Annotated in this window: 21 protein-coding genes; 14 read left to right on the forward strand and 7 right to left on the reverse strand. The window is 66.1% G+C overall.

Annotated features, from left to right (window positions below):
• Positions 1-57 precede the first annotated feature (57 nt).
• Positions 58-924 carry a pirin family protein gene (locus V3B64_RS00810; RefSeq protein WP_329913366.1) on the reverse strand — a complete coding sequence of 289 codons (867 nt, stop codon included), beginning with the start codon at positions 922-924 and terminating at the stop codon, positions 58-60.
• A gap of 151 nt (positions 925-1,075) precedes the next feature.
• Between V3B64_RS00810 and V3B64_RS00815 the strand changes: the two genes are divergently transcribed.
• The 11 genes from V3B64_RS00815 to V3B64_RS00865 all read left to right on the forward strand — a co-directional run bounded on the left by V3B64_RS00815 (position 1,076) and on the right by V3B64_RS00865 (position 13,320).
• Positions 1,076-2,002 carry a LysR family transcriptional regulator gene (locus V3B64_RS00815; RefSeq protein ID WP_071227968.1) on the forward strand — a complete coding sequence of 309 codons (927 nt, stop codon included), beginning with the start codon at positions 1,076-1,078 and terminating at the stop codon, positions 2,000-2,002.
• Positions 2,003-2,193: 191 nt separating this feature from the next.
• Entirely contained in the window at positions 2,194-2,697 is a 504-nt protein-coding gene (locus V3B64_RS00820) for an RNA polymerase sigma factor (protein WP_049422978.1), read from the forward strand.
• 82 nt (positions 2,698-2,779) lie between these two features.
• Positions 2,780-3,736 (forward strand): FecR domain-containing protein, encoded by a 957-nt coding sequence (locus V3B64_RS00825; RefSeq protein ID WP_329913367.1) that lies wholly within the window; start codon positions 2,780-2,782, stop codon positions 3,734-3,736.
• 182 nt (positions 3,737-3,918) lie between these two features.
• A complete protein-coding gene (locus V3B64_RS00830) occupies positions 3,919-7,041 on the forward strand; it encodes a TonB-dependent receptor (RefSeq protein ID WP_329913368.1) in 3,123 nt (1,040 codons plus the stop codon).
• A gap of 53 nt (positions 7,042-7,094) precedes the next feature.
• Positions 7,095-7,859, forward strand: a complete 765-nt coding sequence (locus tag V3B64_RS00835) for a Slam-dependent surface lipoprotein (RefSeq protein WP_329913369.1) — start codon at positions 7,095-7,097, stop codon at positions 7,857-7,859.
• 90 nt (positions 7,860-7,949) lie between these two features.
• Complete coding sequence (locus tag V3B64_RS00840; protein ID WP_329913370.1) at positions 7,950-9,404, forward strand: surface lipoprotein assembly modifier; 1,455 nt, start codon at positions 7,950-7,952, stop codon at positions 9,402-9,404.
• Between the two features lie 136 nt (positions 9,405-9,540).
• Positions 9,541-9,945, forward strand: a complete 405-nt coding sequence (locus V3B64_RS00845; RefSeq protein ID WP_019337750.1) for a response regulator — start codon at positions 9,541-9,543, stop codon at positions 9,943-9,945.
• A gap of 9 nt (positions 9,946-9,954) precedes the next feature.
• Positions 9,955-11,550 (forward strand): PAS domain-containing protein, encoded by a 1,596-nt coding sequence (locus tag V3B64_RS00850; RefSeq protein WP_121503428.1) that lies wholly within the window; start codon positions 9,955-9,957, stop codon positions 11,548-11,550.
• A gap of 71 nt (positions 11,551-11,621) precedes the next feature.
• Entirely contained in the window at positions 11,622-11,963 is a 342-nt protein-coding gene (locus tag V3B64_RS00855) for a type II toxin-antitoxin system prevent-host-death family antitoxin (RefSeq protein ID WP_005413623.1), read from the forward strand.
• Positions 11,964-11,966: 3 nt separating this feature from the next.
• On the forward strand, positions 11,967-12,593 hold the full coding sequence (locus V3B64_RS00860; RefSeq protein ID WP_329809982.1) for an AAA family ATPase: 627 nt from the start codon (positions 11,967-11,969) through the stop codon (positions 12,591-12,593).
• 109 nt (positions 12,594-12,702) lie between these two features.
• Positions 12,703-13,320: a hypothetical protein gene (locus tag V3B64_RS00865; protein WP_329913371.1), complete on the forward strand. Its 618-nt coding sequence runs from the start codon at positions 12,703-12,705 to the stop codon at positions 13,318-13,320.
• Between the two features lie 93 nt (positions 13,321-13,413).
• Here the strand turns inward: V3B64_RS00865 and proP are convergent, their stop codons facing one another.
• The 3 genes from proP to V3B64_RS00880 all read right to left on the reverse strand — a co-directional run bounded on the left by proP (position 13,414) and on the right by V3B64_RS00880 (position 15,606).
• Complete coding sequence (gene proP / locus V3B64_RS00870; RefSeq protein WP_329913372.1) at positions 13,414-14,901, reverse strand: glycine betaine/L-proline transporter ProP; 1,488 nt, start codon at positions 14,899-14,901, stop codon at positions 13,414-13,416.
• A gap of 263 nt (positions 14,902-15,164) precedes the next feature.
• Positions 15,165-15,293 (reverse strand): hypothetical protein, encoded by a 129-nt coding sequence (locus V3B64_RS00875; protein ID WP_256200907.1) that lies wholly within the window; start codon positions 15,291-15,293, stop codon positions 15,165-15,167.
• An 85-nt stretch (positions 15,294-15,378) separates the two neighbouring features.
• Complete coding sequence (locus tag V3B64_RS00880; protein ID WP_121503426.1) at positions 15,379-15,606, reverse strand: hypothetical protein; 228 nt, start codon at positions 15,604-15,606, stop codon at positions 15,379-15,381.
• A gap of 162 nt (positions 15,607-15,768) precedes the next feature.
• On the opposite strand from V3B64_RS00880, the gene V3B64_RS00885 reads away from it, so the two are divergent.
• Together V3B64_RS00885 and V3B64_RS00890 are read left to right on the forward strand one after the other, a co-directional pair.
• Positions 15,769-16,185, forward strand: a complete 417-nt coding sequence (locus V3B64_RS00885; protein WP_019337746.1) for a host attachment family protein — start codon at positions 15,769-15,771, stop codon at positions 16,183-16,185.
• A 5-nt stretch (positions 16,186-16,190) separates the two neighbouring features.
• Positions 16,191-16,514, forward strand: a complete 324-nt coding sequence (locus tag V3B64_RS00890) for a thioredoxin family protein (RefSeq protein ID WP_121503425.1) — start codon at positions 16,191-16,193, stop codon at positions 16,512-16,514.
• Positions 16,515-16,532: 18 nt separating this feature from the next.
• Here the strand turns inward: V3B64_RS00890 and V3B64_RS00895 are convergent, their stop codons facing one another.
• The 3 genes from V3B64_RS00895 to V3B64_RS00905 form a co-directional block, all read right to left on the reverse strand.
• The gene (locus tag V3B64_RS00895; RefSeq protein ID WP_329913373.1) at positions 16,533-17,129 is read right to left on the reverse strand and encodes an NUDIX hydrolase; all 597 of its coding nucleotides are present in this window, start codon (positions 17,127-17,129) and stop codon (positions 16,533-16,535) included.
• Positions 17,130-17,204: 75 nt separating this feature from the next.
• The gene (locus tag V3B64_RS00900; RefSeq protein WP_121503423.1) at positions 17,205-17,450 is read right to left on the reverse strand and encodes a hypothetical protein; all 246 of its coding nucleotides are present in this window, start codon (positions 17,448-17,450) and stop codon (positions 17,205-17,207) included.
• A gap of 414 nt (positions 17,451-17,864) precedes the next feature.
• Positions 17,865-20,168: an autotransporter outer membrane beta-barrel domain-containing protein gene (locus tag V3B64_RS00905; RefSeq protein ID WP_329913374.1), complete on the reverse strand. Its 2,304-nt coding sequence runs from the start codon at positions 20,166-20,168 to the stop codon at positions 17,865-17,867.
• 350 nt (positions 20,169-20,518) lie between these two features.
• Here V3B64_RS00905 and V3B64_RS00910 point away from each other — a divergent pair, with 350 nt between their 5' ends.
• On the forward strand, positions 20,519-22,870 hold the full coding sequence (locus V3B64_RS00910) for a GH92 family glycosyl hydrolase (protein WP_329913375.1): 2,352 nt from the start codon (positions 20,519-20,521) through the stop codon (positions 22,868-22,870).
• Positions 22,871-23,766: the final 896 nt, after the last annotated feature.

Consider the following 23,766-nt stretch of genomic DNA (forward strand, 5'->3'; position numbering starts at 1 on the left):
GGAAGGTGGGCGATGGCCCGTTGGCGCGGCGGGTCATCACCCGCCGCGCGGAAGCGCTCAGTGCGCGATCCGGCCGAAGCGGCCGCTGTTGAAATCGTTGACCGCCTGGCTGATCTCGGCCTGGCTGTTCATCACGAACGGGCCATAGCCCACCACCGGCTCGTCGATCGGCTCGCCGCTGAGCAGCAGCACAGTGGCGTCGCTGTCGGCGTCGACGAACACGTCCTCGCCGCTGCGATCGAAGGTGACCAGCTGCGCCTCGCCGATCGGCTGGCCGCCGTTGATCCGGACCGAGCCTTTCAACACCACCAGCGCCAGCGTGCGGCCATCGGCCACCGGCAGTTCGGCGTGGTGGCCCTGCTGCAGGCGGATGTCCCAGACATCCATCGGCGTGTGGGTACGTGCCGGACCGGCGTGGCCGTCGAAGCGGCCCGCGATGACACGCACGCGGCCGGCGCCCTTAGGCAGATCCACCGAGGGGATTTCTGCGTCAAGCAGGGTCTGGTAGCCCGGTGCGCCCATCTTGTCCCGCGCCGGCAGGTTGACCCACAGCTGCACCATGTCCAGCGTGCCGCCGCGCTTGCTGAATTCCGGCGTGTGGAATTCCTCGTGGAGGATGCCGGAGGCAGCGGTCATCCACTGCACGTCACCCGGGCCGATGGTGCCGCCGGCCCCGGTCGAATCCCGGTGCGCGACCTCGCCCTCATAGACGATGGTGACCGTCTCGAAACCGCGGTGCGGATGCTGGCCGACCCCACGCGGGGTATCGCTGGGGGCGAAGCTGTACGGGCCGGCATAGTCCAGCAGCAGGAACGGGCTCAGGTGCTGGCCGTGGGTGTTGTAGGAAAACATCGAGCGGGCGGGGAATCCATCGCCCACCCAGTGCGGGCGGGGGGCGCTGTAGGTACCGGTGACACGCTTCATGGCGATCTCCTGGCCGGGGCTGCCGGCCGCTGTTCTTCGTTGCAGGAGACGATATCGCCGCGACAATTGGGCCGGTAGACGCCAATATTTGCCGTCATAGTCCTATCTGGTGAACAATGGCGGCAGGCCGTGGGCCGCAGGAGATCGCCCCGTGTTCATCGCAGATATCCGCCGTTGTGACCTCAACGACCTGTTCTATTTCGCCATGGTGGTCGAGCACGGCGGCTTCTCACAGGCCGGTCGGGCGCTGGCCATGCCGAAGTCGAAACTGAGCCGGCGCATCGCGCTGCTGGAGGAACGGTTGGGCGTGCGCCTGATCCAGCGCTCGACCCGGCGTTTCTCGGTCACCGAGGTCGGCCAGGACTACTACCGCCATTGCAAGGCAATGCTGGTCGAGGCGGAGGCGGCCGAAGAAGCGATTGCGATGTCACGCGCTGAGCCGCGCGGCACGATCCGCCTTGCGTGCCCGATCGCGATCCTGCACGCGCGCATCGGCCCGATGCTGGCCGACTTCCTGGCCCTGCACCCCCAGGTGACGGTGCAGCTGGACGCCACCAACCGCCGCGTGGACGTGGTGGGCGAGGGTGTGGACGTGGCGATCCGGGTACGGCCGCCGCCATTGGAAGACAGCGACCTGGTGGTGCGCGTGCTGGCACGCCGGGTCTGGTGCACCAGTGCCAGCCCGGCGCTGCTGCAACGGTTGGGCACGCCGCAGGTGCCGGCCGACCTGGCGATGATGCCGACCGTCGATCTGGCCTCGCCCAGTCAGCAGCATGTGTGGGAATACAGTGGGCCCGGCGAGATCCAGGCCAGCGTGCATCACCGCCCGCGCCTGGTCAGCGATGACATGATCGCGCTGCGCGCAGCCGCGGTGGCCGGGGTCGGGCTGTTGATGCTGCCGCGGATGATGATCACCGATGAGCTGGAGAGCGGGGCGCTGCTGCCGGTGCTCCCCGAGTGGGTGCCGAAGCACGGCATCGTGCATGCGGTGTTCCCTTCGCGGCGTGGGCTGCTGCCGGCGGTACGCGCGTTGATCGATTACCTCGCCGAGCGTTTCGAGGCGTTGGACGAACCGTAGGCTCCGCATCCACATCCACGCATGGCGTGGATCTACTGGATCCGGCGCCGCCTGGGAGATCCACGCCATGCGTGGATGATCCTGGTGCCGCGCGACGGGCCTTCGCTTGCCGCCTGCGGCCGCGCAGCCCACAATCCATGTCCGGACCGTCGCCATCACGCCCATCATTCCCCGGTCCGGCCTTGGCACCTATGTCTCCCAATGCCCTGGCGCTGGTCGAGCTGCTGATCCGCGAGCGCCGTGCGTTGTCTCGCTTCATCGCGCGCTACCTCGACCCGGCCAGTACCGAGGACACCCTGCAGAACCTGTACCTGAAGGCCAGCAGCGTGCCCGGTGATCCACCGATCCTGGAGCCGCGCGGCTATCTGTACCGGATGGCCTATCACCATGCGCTCAACCGCAGCCAGGCCGACGCCCGCGAGCGGCGCGCGATGGCCGAGTACGCCACCGACATGGCCGAAGCGGGCCACGACGGCGAGGCGCAGGCACTGGACCAGGCACAGCTGCGCGAGATCACCCAGACCATCCTCGCGCTGCCAGCGCAGGTGCGCGAGTGCTTCGTGCTCAACCGCTACCTGGGCCTGAGCGAGCGCGAGATCGCCACACGGCTGGGTATTTCCAAGAGCCTGGTCGGCAAGCATGTGCTGCGCGCGGCACTGTTGATCCAGCAGCACCAGCAGGGAATGCATCGATGAGCGGCGATTGCCGTGGGCAGATCGCGCCCGCCGTTGTCACAACAGGAAAGCGCACCCGTTCGTGGTGCGGCAGGCCACAACCATGACCACGTCCGAACCCTCGCCGCGTCAGGCCAGGCAGGCGTTGCGCTGGGTGATCCGGTGCAGTGCAGGCCCGCTGCCGGAACGCCAGCAACGAGCCCTGCAGCGCTGGCTGCGGGCCGATCCGCGCCATGCGCTGGCCTGGCGCCAGCAGCAGGCCTTCTGGCAGGGGCTGGATGCCGCCGGGCCCGACGTGCTGGCGGCGCTGCCTGAACTGACCGCCGACCGCCAGGGATTGCGTCCGGTCGCACCGCGCCGTCGCCTGCCATGGCTGTTGGCCAGCGCCGCCGCTGTGGTTCTGATGGTCGCGGCCGCACCGCAGGCGCTGTTGCTGGCGCGCAGTGACCTGCGCAGCAGTGATGCGCCGCGCGTGGTGCAGCTGGACGACGGCAGCACTGCCGTGCTCGATGCGGGCACCGCATTGGCGGTCGAGTTCGATGGCCAGCAGCGGCACCTGCGCCTGCTGCGCGGGCAGGCCTGGTTCCAGGTGGCGCACGAGGCGCGCCCGTTCCAGGTCGAGGCGGTGGGCGGCCTGGTACGTGACATCGGTACCGCCTTCAGTGTGTCGATGCTGGATACCACGGTCACCACCCAGGTCAGCGAGGGTGTGGTCGAGGTGCGTCCGGGCGATGGCAGCGTACAGCGCCTGCATGCGGGGCAGTCACGGGCGTTCCGTGACGGTCGCTGGCTGCAGCCTGTGCGGCTGGAAGATCCCGAGGCCGTGGCGCCATGGCGGCGGGGCGAGGTAGTGATTGATGATCAGTCGGCCACGCAGGCCATCGCCGATCTGGCGCGCTACCGTCGTGCACCGGTCTGGGTACTGGGTGGGCAGGGTGCCAGCGTACGGGTCAGTGGCTTGTTCCACCTGCAGCAGCCGGAGACGGCCATTGATGCGGTGGCCGCACAGGCAGGACTGCGCGTGCAGCGCTTGCCCGGTGGCGCGTTGGTGCTGTGGTGAGGTGCCGCCGGTTCATGGCGGAATACGCCGCATGAAAAAAACATGAAAAAACCGTGGGCACCTGCAGTGTCCCGCTGTCTATAGAGGTATAGCCAGAGCGAAACACCGTTTTTCCTCAAGCCAGACACACCACCGGCACCGGATGTGCCCGTGGTCCAGCCACGCTTGAGGAGTTCCTGTCCATGCCGTCCACGGCATCCGCCTGTCATCGTCGCGCCACCGTTCTGGCCCTGGCCGTTTCCACCGCATTGCTGCCGCTGGCCTGGGTGCCGGCCGTGCAGGCACAACCGGCGATCGTCGCGCCGGTGCGCCAGTACGCCATCCCGGAGCAGCCACTGGCTGATGCCGTACGTGCCTTTGGCCGCCAGGCCGATGTGCAGGTGGTGTTCCGCAGTGACCTGGTGGAGGGCCGCCGCTCCAGTGCGGTGAGTGGCGAGTACAGCCAGATGCAGGCCCTGCAGCAGCTGCTGCGCGGCAGCGGCGTGCGCGCACAGCGCGGCATGGACGGTACCTGGAGCCTGCGGGCCGCAGCGGAGGCGGGCGAAGGGGAAGGGGTGCGGGTGACCGAAACACTGGACGTGGCCGGTCGCCTTCAGTCGGAAGGGGGTGAGGCGCGCGATCGGCGCGGCTACGATGATGTGTTCGCGCTGGACCTGACCACGGCGTATTCGGGGCGCGACCGGGTGGAGCGCTATCGCGGTTCCAATCCGGCCGACGTGGTCAAGGATCTGGTCGGCGTGTTCAGCGGCGATGCGCGCAACAGCGGCGCGCTGGACGTCAACATCCGTGGCATCCAGGGGCCCGGGCGGGTGCCGGTCAGCATCGACGGTGGCGAACAGGCGCTCACGGTCTGGCGCGGCTACAACGGCGTCAGCAACCGCAACTACATCGATCCCAACCTGATTGGTGGCATCCAGGTCATCAAGGGGCCAGGGCTGGTGCGCGATGTGCACAGCGGGATCGGTGGTGCGCTGGTGATCAAGACCATCGACGTTGACGACATTGTTGCTGCCGGCGAGCGCTTCGGCGGGGAGCTGAAGATCGAAGGCAGCAGCAATGCGGTGGCACCGCGCCTGCCGCGCCTGCACACCGGCGAGGATTACCGCACCGTGCCGGGGTTCCCTCAGGGCTCGCCGAACTCACCCTATGACGACCGCACCCTGGTGGTGCCGGTGAAGTCGCGCAGCGGCAACAACCCCTTCGATGGCGAAGACCAGGCCTGGCGGTTGGCACTGGGCGTACGCGGCGACAACGTCGACCTGATGGCTGCCTACGCCTGGCGCAAGCGCGGCAACTACTTCTCCGGCAGCAAGGGAAGCGCGTACTACGACCAGGACCGGCGCGAGCAGTACGAGTACCAGGGCATCGACTACATCACCACGCTGGCGCGTTACTTCAAACCGGGCGATGAAGTGCCCAATACCTCCAGCGAACAGGAGTCCTGGCTGGTCAAGGGCAGCTGGCAGATCAACGACGACCAGCAGCTGAAGGCCACCTGGCGGCGCACGCTGTCGCACTACGGCGAGATCATGCCGTCGCGCATCCTGTCCGCGCCCGACTACGGACGCATCCAGTGGCCGCTCAGCCGGGTTGCGTCCGATGCCTGGAACCTGGAATACCGCTTCCAGCCGGCCGGCAGCCGCTGGCTGGACCTCTACGCCAACCTGTGGCGCACGGAGACGGACAGCGATACCTACAGTGCTGGCGGCTTCCCGAACTTCGCAGTGGGTAATCCGGCATGGAACCCGGACGCCAGCCCGATCCTGCGCAACACCGCGCTGGCCAACGCGCGCAACGACCGGACCGGCCTGATCCTGAGCAACCGCTTCGCCCTGCATTCGACCCTGGACCTGACCGTGGGTGGCAACTGGCAGTACGAGAAGCTCGGCTCGAGCGATCCGTACTTCGGTACCACCGATGGCTGGCGTATGTTCCCGCGTGCCGGGCGCCGACAGGAGGGCGAGGGCTACCTCACCCTGGAGTGGCGGCCGGTTGACTTCCTTACCCTCAATGCAGGCGTGCGCTACAGCCGCTACTGGGCCTTCGACGATTTCCTCGAGGCGCACCCCGAGCTGCTGACCAAGGGTGTAGGTGGCAAGGAAGCGCAGTACACCGTGAACGAGTTGCCGCCCCGTCCCGCCAATCTGCAGGCCCGCATCGACGCGTTGGAAGCACGCCGCGCCGTATGGGAAAAGCGTGGCATGGGCTGGTTCATCGATGACAGCATCCGTGCGTTGCTGGCGCCGTACGAGACGCCGCGTCCGGTCAGGTACACGCGGCCCTGGCTGCCCGATGCCGATGGCAACTACACCCGCGCCGGCAATCCCTGCCTCAATGGCGAAGTGGCGGCCATTTCCGGCGTGCAGCCGGTGTTCGCCGGCAGCGACCAGGTCTGCAACATCGGCAACAGCGTACAGTCGCAGCCGGTCGATGCACGCAACAGCCGCCGCCGCGACCATGCCTGGCTGCCGACCTTCTCGGCCACTGCACACCTGTCCCCGGCCGCCCGTGCCTACGTGCGTTACAGCGAAGCGGTGCGCTTCCCGAGCATGTTCGAAAGCACCATCGCCTTCTCCGGCAGCCTCAATCCGCTGCATGCGCTCAAGCCCGAGCACGCCTACAACTACGAAGTGGGCTACGTGCACAACCTGTCGGCCCTGTTCGGCAACACCGCCGATGCCGACGTCAAGCTGGCGTACTACGTGCACAAGACCCGTGACGTGATCGAGCGCGATGGCAACTTCCTGTTCGACAACATCGACAAGCAGACCATCCGTGGCATCGAACTGCAGGCCCGCTTCGACAACCGGCGCTTCTTCACCGATCTGGGCATCACCCGCACGCTGGAAAACGAGGTGTGTGACGAGAGCACGGCGGTGCTCCTGGACGCGAACCGCGGCCTGGTCCCGAACTGCGTGCAGGATGGTTTCGTCGGTGGCTACCTGCTGACCCAGGCCATTCCCAAGCTGTCGATCAACTGGTCGCTGGGCACGCGCCTGTTCGATGAGCGCCTGGAGCTTGGCAGCCGCATCGTGCACTACCAGCGCCACGAGAACCCTGATCTGCAGGCCTACCGTGACCGCCTGCTGAGCGGTGGCAGCGGCCTGCTCTGGCAGAACGTGCCGTTCACCTGGGGAAACATCACCACCGTCGATGCCTATGCGCGCTGGCGCTTCAACGAGCATGCCAGCGTCGAACTGGTCGGCAGCAACCTCGGCAACCGCTACTACGTCGATCCAGCCACGCGGTCCACGCTGCCGGCCCCGGGTCGCACCCTGAAGCTCGGCGTCACCGCACGCTTCTGATCTCCCACCTTCAAGCGTTGTACCCGTAGTTCCCTCAACCAAGGAGCAATACCATGAAAATGATCTCCCGTTCGGTTCTCGCCGTTGCTGCCTCGCTGGCTCTGGTCGGTGCCGCGCATGCTGCCGATATCGTCGGTGCCGCCAGTGCCAAGACCGATGCCGAGCTGTATGTGGCGGTTGGCGAATCGCAGGTCAATGGCGGCCCGCACCGCGCTGGCAAGGCCGGTATCGGTGTCGGTACCGTGTCCCAGGCCAAGCCGGTGGACTTCCAGGGTCTGAGCGCCTACTCGGCACCGACCACCGTCAATGGCGTGACGGTACGTACCCTGGCCATGCCGATCACCGGCGCACCGGGCAGCCACGCCGGCATGGGCCACTTCAACTTCGTCAAGGTCGCCAGTGGCGATGTCTGGTTCGGTGAATGGTCCAAGGATGGCGCCGCCGGTGGCTTCAACAACCGCCAGGTCTACTTCGTTGGTGACCGCGCCGGCACCACGCTTCCTGCTGGCGTGGCGTCCTACACCGTTGCTGGCCTGAACAAGTTCAACGGCAGCAACCTGCTGAGCGGCACCTTCGACGCCGACTTCGGCGCCGGCACCCTGGATGGTGCGCTGTCGGGCAACGGCCTGAACCTGGCCATCGTTGCCAACATCAACAGTGCCGACGCATCGTTCGCGGGTTCGGCCACCGCCAACGGCAGCGTTGCCGGCACCACCCAGGGGCAGTTCTTCGGCGCCAACGCGGCCGCCCTGGCCGGTATCGCCACCTTCAGCGGCAACAGCCAGTACGACACCGCCTTCGGCGGCAGCAAGAACTGATTGCCACGCCCCTGACGGGGCAGGGCAGGGACAAGCCGCGATCCGCCAGTCCCTGCTTCGGCCCGCTGCATGCACCACCACGGATCGACCATGCGCCATCCCATCTTCCTTGTCGTACTGCTGCTGGCGGCCGCCGACGTGCGCGCCCAGCAGGACGATCTTCGCCGCGTGCTCGAACAGGGCACCGACCTGCGCCACCAGCAGCAGGACCAGCAGCGCCTGCAGCAGGCCGAGTCGGAGCGACCGACCATCACCATCGACGGCCAGACCCTGCGCGTGGAGCGCACGGTCGATGATCTGGGCCAGGCGCTGTACCTGTCGCTGCAGCATCAGCAATGGGGCGCCGCGCAACGCTTCCTGGATGAATACATCGAACTGCCTGGCCACGACCCGTTGCTGCGCCACTATGCGCAGGGCGGCCTGGCGCGGGTGGCCGGCAATCACCATCGCGCGGCCAACGAGTACGAGGCGCTGCTGGAGGCACAGCCGGATTTCCTGCCGGCCCGCCTTGAACTTGCGCGCGTCTACGCCGAAGACCAGCGCGATCGCGATGCGGTGGCGTTGTTCACGGCGATCGCGGATGGCATCAGTGCCGATGACCGCGCCACCGCAGGTGTACGCGGACGGGTGGACGCCTATCTGGCTGCGCTGCAGGCGCGCCAGCGCTGGAAAGGCGCGCTGTCCGCCGGCCCGGCATGGAGCGACAACATCAACCGCAGTTCGGCCAGCCGCACCTGCCTGTTCGGGGTAGGCGACACCTGCATCATCCAGCGCAATCTTCCCGATGCCCAGCGCGCCATGGGCCTGGACTACGACGGTAACCTCGAACGTCGCTGGGCCTTGAAGGGCCACCATGGCGTGTACGTGCGTGGCCTCGCATTCGGCCAGGCATGGCGTGGGCACAGCGCCTACAACGAGCTCAATGCCAACGTGCAGGCGGGTTACAGCTGGCGTAGCGCACGGCATACCCTGCAGATCGCCCCCAGCTATGACTATCAGGGCCTCGGCAACCGGGCCCTGCAGGGCGGCAGCGGGCTGCATGGCGAATGGCAATATGCGCTGGACGCGCGCAGCCTGCTCAAGCTGGAGGCCGACTGGAAGCGCCAGCGCTATCGCCAGCGTGGCCTGGCCAGCAATTACGACGGTGAGCTGGCCGCGGTGTATGCCACCTGGTTCCGTGCGCTCAACCCGCGCTGGACCCTCTTTGCCGGGCTGGACCTGAGTGACAGCAGCGCTGCCAACCCAGCCAACGGCTATCGCCAGCGCGGCGTGCGGCTGGGTGCGGCGCGCCAGTGGACGGGCACCACCGCCACCGTATTCGTCTCGTTGCGCGAGCGCGACTACGACGCGTGGAGTCCGCTGCTGGAGGCGCGGCGTGAGGACAGCGAACAGAACCTGATCGCCATCGTGCGCAGCGAGCGCCTTGCCGTGGCCGGGCTGGTACCCAGCCTGAGCCTGCGCTACGCGCGCATCGACAGCAACGTTGGCTGGCTGTACAGCCACGACCGCAGCCTGCTCAGCCTGAAGTGGGAGCGGGCCTTCTGAACACGCCGCTGCAATGCCGCGGTGAACGGGCCGTGGCCACGATCTTCATCCATCATCACGCGCTCTTGTAGCCCGGTTCGCGCATCCTGCGGGCGTTGCGGCAGAGCTGGGCCGCGTGTATCGAGGAGCGCCGGTCGTGCTGGAAGCGGGCAACAAACCAGAGGGCCTGAAAGGGCTGCGTGTACTGGTGGCGGAGGATGAATTCGCCATCGCGATGTTCCTGGTCGACTATCTGGAGCTGAAAGGCGCACAGGTGGTGGGGCCGGCTGGTGACCTGCAGGCGCTGGGGCAGCTGGTCGATACCCATCCCATCGATGTGGCATTGCTGGACATCAACCTGGGCGGTGAGCAGGTCTATCCGCTGGCCGATCGGCTGGCCGAGGCCGGTACGCCCTTTCTGCTGACCTCCGGTTACGACGACAACCTGCCCAGCCGCTTCGCCAGCGCGCCGCGCTGTACCAAGCCTTATCACATCGAAACCCTGGTGCAGCAGCTGGCCGGGCTGGTGGCGGCGCCGCAGGTCTCTGCGGGCATCGCCTGATTGCGCGGCATGTCGCGCCGTCCTGAAGGCATCCACGCCGCCAAGCTGCGTGGCTCGATGCCGCCTGCGTCGCGCCTGCATGCGCGCCACGATGGCATGGCCGCGCGTATCGCCCGCCACGACTGGTCGTCCACGCCATTGGGTGCGTGTGAGCAGTGGCCGCCCCACCTGCGCGCCACCGTCGACCTGATGCTGGCCCATGGCTTCCCGATGATCGTGCTGTGGGGCGAGCAGCTGGTGCAGCTCTACAACGATGGTTATGCCGAGATCCTGGCCGACAAGCATCCCGGCGGGCTCGGCCAGCCGACCCGCGAGTGCTGGCCCGAGGTCTGGCACATCAACGGTCCGCTCTATACCCGGGTCTGGCAGGGCGAGACGCTCACCTTCGAAGACAAGCTGTACCCGCTGGTCCGGCGCGGCCGGCTGGAAGACATCTGGTTCACGATCACCTACAGCCCGATCCGCGGCGAGGAAGGGCGGATCAACGGCGTGCTGGTGACCATGTTCGAAACCACCGCCGCGCATCTGGCGCTGGCCGCGCGCGAGCGCGAGGAACTACGGCGGCGCGAGAGCGAGCGGCGCCTGGAGCTGGCCTTCAGGATGCTGCCGGTCGGCCTGTGCATTGTTGATCTGCAGGGCCGCATGCTGCTATCCAACGATCAGATGCGCGCCTATCTGCCCACCGGCAAGGTGCCTTCCAGAGACGCCGACAACCAGCATCGCTGGCACGGCTGCCATCCCGATGGCACCCCCATTGCACCGGACGACTTCGCCATCGCCCGCGCGATGCGCGGCGAGACCGTGGTGCCGGGGCTGGAGTTCCAGTACCTGCATGATGATGGCCGCGCGCGCTGGACCCGGGTCGCTGCCGCGCCCCTGCGCGATGGCGACGGTGAGGTCAGCGGGGTATTTGCCATCGCGGTGGACATCGACGACCTCAAGCGTGCGACTGAGCGTCAATCGGTATTGCTGGCCGAACTGCAGCACCGGGTGCGCAACATCATGTCGACCATCCATGCCATTGCCTGGCGGACCCGCGAGTCGGTCAGCAGTGTGGATGAATACGCTGAACGGTTGTGCGGGCGACTGATGTCGCTGGCACGCACGCAGAGCCTGCTGACCCGTGGTGCCAATGCCGGCGTCTGCCTGCGTGGCATGCTCGACGAGGAGATCGCTGCGCAGACGCCTGCAGCGGCCGCCTACCGCCTGCAGGGCGAGGACGTGCTGCTGCCGCCGAAAGCAGCCGAAGTACTGTCCCTGGCGATTCACGAATTAGCGACCAACGCGCTGAGGCATGGCGCGCTCACCCATGAGGATGGCCGGATCGAGGTCACCTGGGATCTGCAGGTTCATGCCGGCCAGCCATGGCTGGGCCTGCACTGGTGCGAGCGTCATGCCGAGGTGGAGGACTGGGAGCTGCCACGCCAGCGCGGCCTGGGCCGGGCGCTGATCGAGCAGCGCGTGCCGTACGAGCTGGCTGGCAGCGGGGAGCTGCGCTTTGGCCCACAAGGCCTGGATGCCTGGATCCGCTTCCCGTTGCGGGAGCGCGACAGCCTGCTGCAGACCGATGCGCCGGGCGCGGCGGCGGAAGGTTCCGTCAGGTAAAGGTCCATTTATCCCCAATTTGGCCAAATTGGGTATAGTGGCCATAGTCCACTTCTGTCTGGAGCCGTGCCATGACCCTGCCGCTGGATCTGCCAGGCCTTGAGAAGGCCCCGGCCTCGTCGGTGAAGACCCGGGGCTGGCCGAGCCTGATGCGCACCGTGCGCGAGAAGCAGGCGCTGGTCATCACCAACCATAATCATCCCGAAGCGGTGATCGTGGATATCCGCACGTATCAGGAGCTGCTGGCCAAGGCCGCTGGCGGTGACGCCGGTGAGCGCAGTGAAGAACTGCTGCGCCTGCGCGGTGAGTTCGACCAGACCCTGGCCAGCCTGCAGCGCGGTGAGGGGCTGGGCAAGGTGCTGGGCCAGCCGATCCGCCGTGGCCGCAAGGTCACCCTCGGCCGTCCGCTCTGAACGATGGGGCGGATCCTGGTGCTGGCCGGCGTCAATGGCGCCGGCAAAAGCTCGCTGCTGGGTACCTGGCTGGAAGCCGAAGGACTGAGCTGGTTCAACCCCGATTCGTTCACCCGCCGCCTGGTCGAGGCTGGCTGGCCGCTGCCCGAAGCCAATGCCGAGGCCTGGCAGGAAGGCACCCGCCGCCTGCGCCAGGCCATGGCCGATGGCACGGACTTCGCCTTCGAGACCACGTTGGGTGGCAACACCATTCCACGCCTGCTTCGCGAGGCCTGCGAGCACCATCACGTCGCGATCTGGTTCTGTGGCCTGGCCACGGTCGAGCTGCACATCGCCCGCGTGGCGGCGCGGGTAGAGGCCGGTGGCCACGATATTCCGGTGGAAAAGATCCACGCCCGCTTCGATTCGGCGCGCGAGAACCTGTTGGACCTGCTGCCGCACCTGGCTGAGCTGCATGTCTACGACAACAGCGCGCCGGCCGACGCAGAAGGCTGCGTCGAGCCGCTACCGGTGCTGGCGATGGCGCATGGCCAGCTGCAGTACCCGGTCTCGGTGGCCGAACTGCTGCATACGCCGGACTGGGCCAAACCGATCGTGATGCGTGCGATGGAGTTGGACACCCCGCAGTAGATCCACGCCATGTGTGGATGTCTTTCACGCATCGCGCGAAACCGCGCCGTGTACGACTGGGCGCCACCGGAGCTGCGGTTAGACTGACCGCACACTCATGGAGGACGACATGCACGGACCTGCGACGTTCCGCTCCACTTCGATCTGGCTGGTGCTTGCTGCGCTGGCACTGTCCAGCCTGACGGCGACGGCCGCACCTGCCGCGTCCAAGCGGGTGGTGCCGCCGCCCAGCCTGGTACAGGCCTACCTCGCCGCCGAAGCCAACCTGCGGCTGATTCCCGGCGACGACATTGAATCCGATTTCCGTCCGGTGTGGACCGCTGTTGCCGACCTCGATGGCGATGGCCGTGCCGAGGTCGTGTACTTCTATACGTCCACCTACACCGGCGGCAGCTTCGCGCAACGCAATGTGGTGGCGGTGATGACGGCGCTGACGGCAAACGATCCGCGCGGCGAGGAGAACCCGAACAGCCTGTCGCCGGTGGAAGCAGAGGACTATGCCGCCATCCGCCAGTATGGCTATGGTGACGACGCGGTTGAACAGATTCCAGGCGCCATCCGCGCGATCCGCATCCAGGGTGATCGCATCATTGTCGATTTCACCGTCAGTGCCGGGGCGACGGTCTGCGAATGGAAGAGCCCGAACCGCCACGTCTGTCCGCCGGACGGAAACTACACCTGGACGCTGCGTTGGACGCCGGGGAAGCTGACCCGCATCAAGAAATAGCGCCAGGTAGCGCCGGGCGTATCCGCCCGGCGCCACTGGCCCCATGTAGATCTACGCCGTGCGTGATGCGTGGATGGCATTTCGCGGCGAGCCTCAGGCCGGTTTGACCTGCTCGGGCTCTGCAACGTCCGGCAACGGCGGCAGGCTCGGGTCCACCGTCACCGGCGCATCGCTCTTCAGCAGCGCAGCCGCTTCCCTGTCGCTGCCGACGGCCGGCGGTGAACCACGCAACGGCAGGCCGGCGGTTTCCTTCACGAACAGCATGGTGACCAGGCCGACCACTGCCGCGCCCATCAGGTAGTAGGCCGGCACCAGCGGGTCGCCGGTACGTTCCACCAGCCATGCAGTAACCAGCGGCGTGGTGCCACCGAACAGCGATACCGAGACGTTGAAGGCGATCGACAGCGCGCTGTAGCGCACCGGGGTATAGAACAGGGCCGGCAGCGTGGACGGCATCGAGCTGGTGAAGCACACCAGCGCCAGGCCCAGCAGCATCAGGCCAAGGAAGATCATCCAGTCGTTGCCGCTGCCGACCAGCAGCAGGCACGGAATCGCCAGTACCAGCAGCGCGATGCAGGCGCCGATGATCATCGGGCGGCGGCCCAGCTTGTCACTGAACAACCCGCCGACAATGTTCAACGGCATCATCACCAGCATCACGATGATGATCAGCAGCAGGCCCTTGCTCTCGGCGTAGCCCATGGTGACGCTGAGGTAGCTGGGCATGTAGGTCAACAGCATGTAGTCGGTGACGTTGAACACCAGCACCAGGCCCATGCACACCAGCAGCTGGCGGCCGTGCACCTGGAACAGCGCGCCAAGCCCGGGCCGGTCGTGCTCGCGCTTCTCGGCTTCCTCGGCGAAGGCGCGGAATGCCGGGGTCTCTTCCAGCTTCATTCGCATGTACAGGCCGAGCAGGCCCAGCGGGCCGGCCACCAGGAATGGAATGCGCCAGCCCCAGTCCAGCATCTGTTCGCTGCTCAACAGCATGTGCAGCGCGGTCACGGTACCGGCGCCGGCGATGTATCCGCCCAGCGTACCGAACTCCAGCCAGCTGCCCATCAGGCCGCGGTTGCGGTCGGTGGAATACTCGGCGATGAAGGTGGCCGCACCGCCATACTCGCCGCCGGTGGAAAAGCCCTGCACCACACGCGCCAGCAGCAACAGCACCGGTGCCCAGATGCCGATCCGCTCGTAGGAAGGAATCAGGCCGATCGCAAAGGTACCCAGCGCCATCAGGATCATGGTGAACGCCAGCACCTTCTGGCGCCCATAGCGGTCGCCGAGCGGGCCGAACACCAGGCCACCCAGCGGGCGCACCAGGAATGCCACGGTGAAGGTGGCGAAGGCCGCGATCACCTGCGCGGTGGGATTGCTCGACGGGAAGAACACCTGGCCGATGGTGACGGCCAGATAGCCGTAGACACCGAAGTCGAACCACTCCATGGCATTGCCGAGTGCAGCGGCACCCACGGCGCGCTTGAGCATGGGCTTGTCGACGACGGTGATCTCATCGACCTTCAGGTGGCGGCGGCGTTTGAACCAGCCGAAGTGGGCATGGGAATCGGGCGTGTCCTGCATAGGGGCTCCCTTGTAGGTATGGAATAGGGGAATGGGTGCTGTGGTGTGTCCCGGAAATCGGAAACGGCGATGCGGGCGCAAGTGGCGCAGGGGCATCGGAAGGCGGCGTGGGGGCCGGGGAATGTGTGCAGGCGCAACGCCACGCGCACGGCAAAACACCGCCGCAAGGGCGGAAACGCGGCAACGGGATCACAACGGCCGCGCAGTTGGCAGCCGCGTGTCACATCAGCGTGTGGGGATGGCAGGCCGTGGGCCTGCGGGCGTCATCCGCCGGGATCCAGCGCGAGGCGATGGAAATGCAGGGCGGGAGCAATCGTGGCAAGCGAAGCGCCGGTCGGCAGTGCTTCCCACGTAACAGGTGCGCCCGTCACGTAGTGGGTCGTGTCGATCATCCGTTCATCATAACGGCATCGGCGTGAGCATGCAGCGAAGCAGGCTGATCTGCACGCTGTGTTCCATCTCGCCTGTTCAGAAGGCTCAGGCCGACTTCGCCATCAAACCGAACACCGTGCAGGCCATCGCCAGGGCGCCCGGCAGTGCCAGTTTCCGCGTGACCAATGCGGCGCCGATCATCGTGAGTACCGAGAGCATGATGGCCAGGGCGAAGAACGGTTGGCCCTGCAGGAACTGGTGGATGCAACCGGCGCAGCCGGCAATGGCCAGGCTGGTGGCGAAGCAGACGTGGAACAGTGAGCCAGCGTACACAGAGGTTCCTCGCGATGATGGAGGCCATAGCGGCAGGCCTCCGGGCAAATTTAGGGCGGATTTCAGATTGCGATGACGGAATCACATCCTGTACGCGCTCTGGTGACATAGGCGTGCATAAGGTGGAGCGCACACCCACTTTTCAAGTTGATGGAGGATGCAATGGCGCGGACGATTCCCGAAGGAACGCTGATCGTGGTAGCCGACGGTGGTTCGGCACGGGTGTTCACCAACGTGGGCAGCAACCATCAGTTGACCCTGAAGCAGGAGGGCGAGCTGCGCCTGCAGGACATCAGTGAGCAGGGCGTGTCCGGGCAGGGGCCTGCGGGTGCAGTGCCGAAGGACATGTCGGTCTCGCAGCTCAACGAGGCGACGTTCGCCAAGCAGGTGGCCGAACAGCTCAACGAGGATGCCTTGAAGAACCGCTATGCGCACCTGGTGCTGATCGCCGACCCGACCACGCTGGGTCGCATCCGTCCGCTGCTGCATAAAGAGGTCCAGGCGCGATTGCTCGGGGATATTGCCAAGGACCTGACCAACGCGCCGCTGGAAGACATCCAGAAGGCACTGGCGGCGTAGCGCTCATGCCGTTCATGCGTGATCACCTCTCGGCAGAGCCGACCCATGCGGATGTGGAAGCGCAGCCGGGCTGGCAACTGCTGGAGTTTGGCGCTCCCTGGTGTGGTCACTGCCAGGCTGCACAGGCGGCGTTGCAGGCCTTCGTCGATGCCAACGATCTGGTGCATTGGAAAATCGAGGATGGCAAGGGCAAGCCGCTGGGCCGTGCGTTCAAGGTGAAGCTATGGCCGACCGCGGTGCTGCTGCATGACGGTAGCGAGGTGGCACGGGTGGTGCGGCCATTGGACAGTGCCGACCTGGCAACCCTGCAGGCGGCACTGCCGGATTGAGTGCAGCTACGCGTGCTTCTAGCGCAACGGGTAGAACGGCTCGATCAGTTCGGTGCCGGTGGCCTCATTGCCCTTGAACGACAACTCGAAGGCGCCACCCCACAGCGTTTCGGGGTGGTCGAGCACCTGCAGGGTTTCCATGCGCAATGCCTGCATTCCAATCAAGGCAGCAGCTTCGTCGCGGCTCACCCAGCGGTACTGTTTGTCCGCCGTCGTGGCCGGTGGCTGCCCACTGCGTAGCGTGGCGCGATAGTGCTGGCGGAACGGCACCGCGTCGTGCATCGGGTCGGGCGGGTCCTCGTTGAAACGATAGCTGTAGAGGGCCCCCAGCGTGAACGGTGACACCTGCAGGCCAAGCTCCGTTGCCAGCTGCCGCAGTGCTTCGTGCACGCTTTGCTTGCGGTTGGCGCGCACGGCAGGCGTCATCCAGCCACTGCGGTTGTGTTCCAGCAGCAGGCGGCCCTGATCGTCGGTCACCAGCAGGCGCAGGATGGTGTAGTCGTCCTGCGCGGTGCGGGCAACGGCGGGTAGCGGAGGGGGCGGATCGGCATGGACAGCAGAGGCGGTGGCGATCAGTCCTGCAATCGCGATCCATCGTGCAGCGCGGCGGGCCATGCGGGTTCTCCCTGGTCTGGGCGCAGGGTAGGGCGGCCCAAAGCGTCGGGCAAGTGCCGGCTCACCCCATCCGGCTCAGTGAAGCGTCACCTTCTCCGCCTCCTCACGCAGCGCCTGCAGCAGGCACCGCCCGTGCTGGCTCAGCATGATCATCGCCGTGGCAATCTGCTTCGGGTTGTAGCCCATCGGCGCGGGCGGCTTCGGCTCGGGGCCATACTGCTCGCCGATGAGGATGGCCATGCCCTCGGCGCTGTTGAAGGCCTGTTCGATGCGATGGAGCAGCGACTCCATGGCCTGGCTGAGCGGATGTTCGTGGATCATGCGAAAACTCCCTGGGTGTGATGGCCACCGCGAGGGTGGCGGGCGATGCGTGCTTGGAACTCCCGGAAGGAACAGAGAAAACCGGAGGGCCTGACGGCCACACGCAGCGCCCGCCGTAGTTACGGCGAGCTATCTCTGTCCTTCTTTTCGGGGGTTCCAATCCCGGCAGCGGTGTGTCCGCTGCGGCGCCATCCTGCACACATCACGGTGCGAACGCCCATTGATTGTCTCTGCCAAACCGGCAGGATCGAAAGATCACATCATTCACCACATCAGATTCCAACAAAAACATGTCAGGCGCGACCATCCCTGTCGCGCCTTCCATGCAGCGGCCGAGAACTCCTGTTCAACGGCCACACATCTCGCCCTGTTGTCAGCCCTCGATCGAACTGGCTGCGGGCCGAAGACGTCTTGTTACCAGCTGTAACCGACACCCACCTGCGCACTGGTCTGGTGATAGCCGCTGGCCCGCTGCAGCGACAGGCCGCCCCAGGCGCCGATGCCGTTGCTGAACTTCACCGACGCACCACCGCTGAACTCGCCACGGCTGCGCGGGATGCGCGCATCCACCAGCTCGTCATCCATGCGGATCTGCGATTCGGCGCGGGTATGCAACCAGTTGGCGGCCAGATACGGCTGCACTTCGGCCGTCCCGTTGCCCCAGCGGGTCACGCCGGACAGGCGCAGGCCCGCACGGCCGAACAGGCCGTTGGCGTTCTCGGCACCCACCACCGTGCCGTTGGCTTCGGTGTGGCGGTTGCTGTCCCAGCGGCTGTAGCCCACCTGCAGCTGCGGCTCCAGATAGATGCCGCCGTTGCTGGCACCGCCTACGCGGAACGCGTAGCCGGTTTCAACAGCACCCTGCCAGGCGCGGCTGTCGTAGCGCTCGGCAGCCAGGCCGATACCCTCTACGCGGTTACGGAACTGCGCGCGCTGCAGCGAGCCATCCACGTAGAAGCCCGCATACGGATCGGCGCCGTTGCCACCGCGCCAGGTACCGTAGACGCCCAGCGCCTCGCCCTTCACCTTGCCGCGGGCGTAGTAGCCGGTCAGTTCATTGGTGGAGGTGCTGGTGGCGTTGCCGGTCGACAACATCACACCCGCACTGCTGCCCGATTCGTGACGCCACAGATCGGCACCGACGGTCAGCGCCTGGCTGTTGCCTCGGATATCCAGCTGCTTGCTGACCGCATCGAAGCCGTTGCGCGAACCGTCCACCCGGGCCCAGGCACGGCCGGAGTTCTGGCCGGCGTGGCGGTCGTGGTAGCCCAGGCGGAACATGCTCTGCGCGGCCTGGAGGTTGGCCAGGTAGGCGCCGGGCTCGGGGCGCAGCACCGGCTCACCCGGATCCACGGGATCGACCGGTCGGCATTGCGACAGGCTGGGATCGACCACGCACGGGTCCGGCACGGTCGGCAGCTGCGAACGCAGGTACCAGTTGCCGTCGGCCCCGGTGCCCTTGTGCAGGAAGTACTCGTACTGCCCCCCCACCGCGCGGCCGGCGAGATTGAACTGGCCATTGGAGGCACCGCCGACCTGGATCAACTGGATGCCCTGGTTGGTCTGCGCACCGGCACCGCCCACGTTGTTGACGCGCACGTTGGCCGTGCCGCTGGTGTCGCCGCCGATGATCAACCTGTCGGTGGCCGCATCATCGCCGGCCAGCACGGTGTTGAAGGCGAGGGTGCCGCCATTGCCGGTGAAGTTGCCGGCCACGTTGAGGGTGTGGAAGGCAGAGCCGTCGCCGAGGGAGACGGTGCCGTTGCCGAGGTTGAGGGCGCCGACCGTGGAATTGCCGGTCATGTTCCAGGTGGCGGAATCCAGCGTGGCGCTGGCGACGTTGGTCATCGCGCCGTTCAGTACGGCGCCGTTGGAGAGGGCGACGTTCACCGTGCCACCGGCTGCGTTGACAATGCCGCCGGTCGCGCGCGAGGCATCTAGGTTCAGATCGACCTCTGCGCCTGCATCCTCAACCAGAAGTGCGGAGCCGCTGCCGCCGATCAGTTCGCTGCCGTTGCGGAAATTGAAGGTCGCCAGGACGGAAGGCCTGCTACCAAGGCGCACAACATGGATGCCTGCACCGCTGCGGCCCTCAACACGCGAAGCATCTATTTCAACATTGGCTCTATCACCCGGTGCGGCCAGTTGAAAGTTTGCATTGATGCCCGAATCATCACCAATGATGGTGCTTCCGTTCCGGGCAAGCAGGTGGGCCGGGTCGGCCAACAGGAATCCAATGCCGCGGTCAAAAGCGCCGTTGGAGTTGAAAACGCCTTCGAGTCGGCTTGCGTCCAGCGTCAGATCGGCGCCCTGTGTGGCACTTCCACCGATACCGGCACCCACCAGTGTGCTACGTTCGATGACTGCAACCGAGCTGCCGGGAGCGCCACCGGCGGTGACCAAACTCAGGGCGCGGCCAGCGGTGTTCTGGACGGTGCTGCTGCTCAGCGAGAGTGAGCTGTCCATCAGGTTGATCCGGCCATCAATGGACACGCTGTCAGCCGTGACGCTGGATGCGGCTCCTGCATTGATGCCCAAGAGGCGTGCCCCTGGATTGCCGGTCAGCTGTGCGCCGTTGAGCGACCAGGACTCTGGGGCATCGCCGGGATTGACGGTAGCCGACTGACCCGGCCCGAGGGTGCCGGCCTGCACAGTAGAGGCGAGGGCGATGCCGGCGGCGATGGCCAGCGCAAGGGAACGACGAACTGCGATCTTCATGACGGGACTCCTGTGGAAATCGAACTTCAGGAAAGGGACCGCATTCACTTCGTCGGCGTGAATGAAACGCCGCCATCGCGTGAAGGGAAAGTGATTGCGATACCATTTCCGGCCCAGGTGGCGCGAAGTGCGATGGCGGTCACGTCGCGACCGGGGTTGTCGCGGGACGCCTTTTCGCGCCGCATTTGGGCATGACGACAGTCTGGTGAGCGCCATGGCGCCGAACCATGCAATTAGTTGCATTGGAAATCAGACCACTCTTGTCGCCTTTGGATTCATTCAGCTGCGCCGCAACATGCGGCGCCTGAGTCCCGGTGCTAGCATCCGGTCAACACCTTGAATCGATCCAAATGCCGATGCCCACGTTGGACCGTCGTCTCCTGATCGCTGTCGCCGCCACCGCCATGCTCGCCTCCGGTGCGGCCCTGGCGGCGCCGCCGAAGTCCGCCGCAGAACGCGCCTATGCCGCGGTCGATCCCTTCATCGGCACCGGTGGCGAGGGGCACACCTACCCCGGCGCCACGGTGCCGTTCGGCATGGTCCAGCTCAGCCCGGACACACGCATCCAGCCACGCGAAAAGGCCTATGGCTGGGCAGCCGGCTACCGCTACGACGACAGCAGCATCGTCGGCTTCTCGCACACGCATTTTTCCGGAACCGGTCATTCGGACCTCGGCGACATCCTGCTGATGCCGTTCACCGGTAATCCCGGCCTGGAGCGCGGTGATCCGGAAAAGCCGCGCAGCGGTTACGCGTCGCGCTTCCGCCACGACGACGAGAAGGCTGAGCCGGGCTACTACGCGGTCACCCTGGATGACTACAAGGTGCGCGCCGAACTGACCACCAGTGCGCGCGTGGGTGTGCACCGCTATGCCTTCCCCAAGGGCGCCGATGCCAAGGTGCTGCTGGACATGCGCACCAGCATGTACGACTACCCGGGCAAGGTGCTGTGGTCGCGGGTACGGGTGCGCGCCGACGGCACGGTGACCGGCTTCCGCGAAACCCGTGGCTGGGCGCCGGGCCGCCAGCTGTATTTCGCGATGCGTTTCTCGCGGCCGCTGGCCGGGCATGAGCTGCACAACACCGAGCAGGACATCGTCTACAAGGGCTTCCCGCCGCCGGGCGAGAAGGATCCAGCGCAGCGGGCGCAGATCGAAGGCCGCCAGTTGGTCGGCACCTTCGCGTTCGGCAAGCTGGACGCACCACTGGTGGTGAAGGTGGCGATCTCGCCGGTCAGTGAAGCCGGTGCCATCGCCAACCTCGACGCGGAAGTGGCGGACTTCGATTTTGACCGCGTTCGCGCGCAGGCAAAGCAGGAATGGATGCAGGCGCTGTCGGTGCTCGATATCGATGCGCCGGAACATGCGCGACGCAGCGCCTATACCGCGCTGTACCACACGATGCTGGGGCCGACGTTGTTCATGGATGCCGATGGCCAGTACCGCAGCTCGGACAATGCCGTGCACCAGGCCAAGGGCTATACCAACTACTCCACCTTCTCGCTGTGGGATACCTACCGTGCGCTGCACCCGTTGCTGACGCTGGTGCAGCCGGAGAAGCGCAACAGCGACTTCGTCAATTCCATGCTGGCCCACCATGAGCACAGCCCCTACGGCATGCTGCCGGTGTGGTCGTTCCATGGCCTGGAAGACTGGTGCATGATCGGCTACCACGCCGTGCCGGTGATCGCCGATGCCTACGTGAAGGGCATCCGCGGCTTCGACGCCGACAAGGCACTGAAGGCAATGGTCGAGACCGCCAACTACGGTCCCTACGACGGCATCGCGCAGTACCGTGAGCTGGGCTACGTACCGATCGACGAGGAGGGCGAAGCGGCCAGCAAGACGCTGGAATATGCCTTCGATGACTGGACCATCGCACGCATGGCGCAGGCGATGGGCAAGACCGATGTCGCGGCCACCTTCGACACGCGTGCCGGCAACTGGCGCAACGCCTTCGACAAGGACACCGGCTTCATGCGAGCGCGCAAGCGCGATGGCAGCTTCCGCACGCCATTCGACCCCAGCGCCAGTGGATACGGCACCGACTACACCGAGGGCAATGCCTGGCAGTACTCCTGGTACGTGCCGCAGGATGTGGCCGGTCTGGCGGCAGCGCACGGTGGCAGTGACAAGCTGCTCGCGCGCCTGGACGAGGTGTTCAACGCCAAGGTCGACCCGTCCATCTTCGAGCACATGGAAGACATCACCGGGCTGATCGGCTGGTATGCGCACGGCAACGAGCCCAGCCACCACGTCGCCTACCTGTATTCGTACGCCGGCCAGCCGTGGCGCACGCAGGCGCGCCTGAAGCAGATCATGGACACCCAGTACGCCGACCGCCCCGATGGCCTGGCCGGCAACGATGACGTCGGCCAGATGTCGGCGTGGTACGTGTTCACCGCGCTGGGCTTCTACCCGGTGGCCCCCGGCTCGGGTGAGTACATCCTCGGCCGCCCGTTCCTGCCGAAGACCGCGATGCGCCTGCCGAACGGCAAGACCTTCACCATCGTGGCCGATGGGCTGGATGACAGGCACACCTATGTGGGCAGCGTGAGCCTCAACGGCAAGCCGCTACAGCGCACCTTCCTGCGCCATGACGAGATCCTGGCCGGTGGCGAACTGCGCTTCAGCATGCAGGCCGAGCCGAACAGGGACTGGCCGGGGCAGGGCGCGCAGGCGCCGTATTCGATGAGCCGATGATGATGGGTAGGTGCCAACCAAGGTTGGCATCTACCGGGGTCCGCCGGCTGGGGTGCTTTTGGTAGGTGCCAACCTTGGTTGGCACGCGGGAGGTCAACAGCGCCTACCAAGGTGGGCATCTACCGGGATCCGCCGGCTGGGGTGCTTTTGGTAGGTGCCAACCTCGGTTGGCACGCGGGAGGTCAACGGCGCCCACCAAGGTGGGCGTCTACCGGAATCCGCCGGCTGGGGTGCTTTTGGCAGGTGCCAACCTTGGTTGGCATGCAGAACATCAACGGCGCCAACCAAGGTTGGCATCTACCGGGATCCGCCGGAGGGGTGCTTTTGGTAGGTGCCAACCTTGGTTGGCATGCAGAACATCAACGGCGCCAACCAAGGTTGGCATCTACCGGGATCCGCCGGCCGAGGTGCCTTTGGTAGGTGCCAACCTTGGTTGGCACGCGGAGCATCAACGGCGCCAACCAAGGTTGGCATCTACCGGAATCCGCCGGCCGAGGCGCCTTTGGTAGGTGCCAACCTTGGTTGGCACGCGGGACGTCAACAGCGCCCACCAAGGTTGGCATCTACCGGGATCCGCCGGCTGGGGTGCTTTTGGTAGGTGCCAACCTTGGTTGGCATGCGGAACATCAACAGCGCCAACCAAGGTTGGCATCTACCGGGATCCGCCGGTTGGGGTGCTTTTGGTAGGTGCCAACCTTGGTTGGCATGCAGAACATCAACGGCGCCAACCAAGGTTGGCATCTACCGGAATCCGCCGGCCGAGGCGCCTTTGGTAGGTGCCAACCTCGGTTGGCACGCGGGAGGTCAACGGCGCCCACCAAGGTGGGCGTCTACCGGAATCCGCCGGCTGGGGTGCCTTTGGCAGGTGCCAACCTTGGTTGGCATGCGGGACGTCA

Origin of the sequence: Stenotrophomonas sp. SMYL86, from assembly GCF_036320025.1 — a bacterium.
Lineage (GTDB): Bacteria > Pseudomonadota > Gammaproteobacteria > Xanthomonadales > Xanthomonadaceae > Stenotrophomonas > Stenotrophomonas maltophilia_A.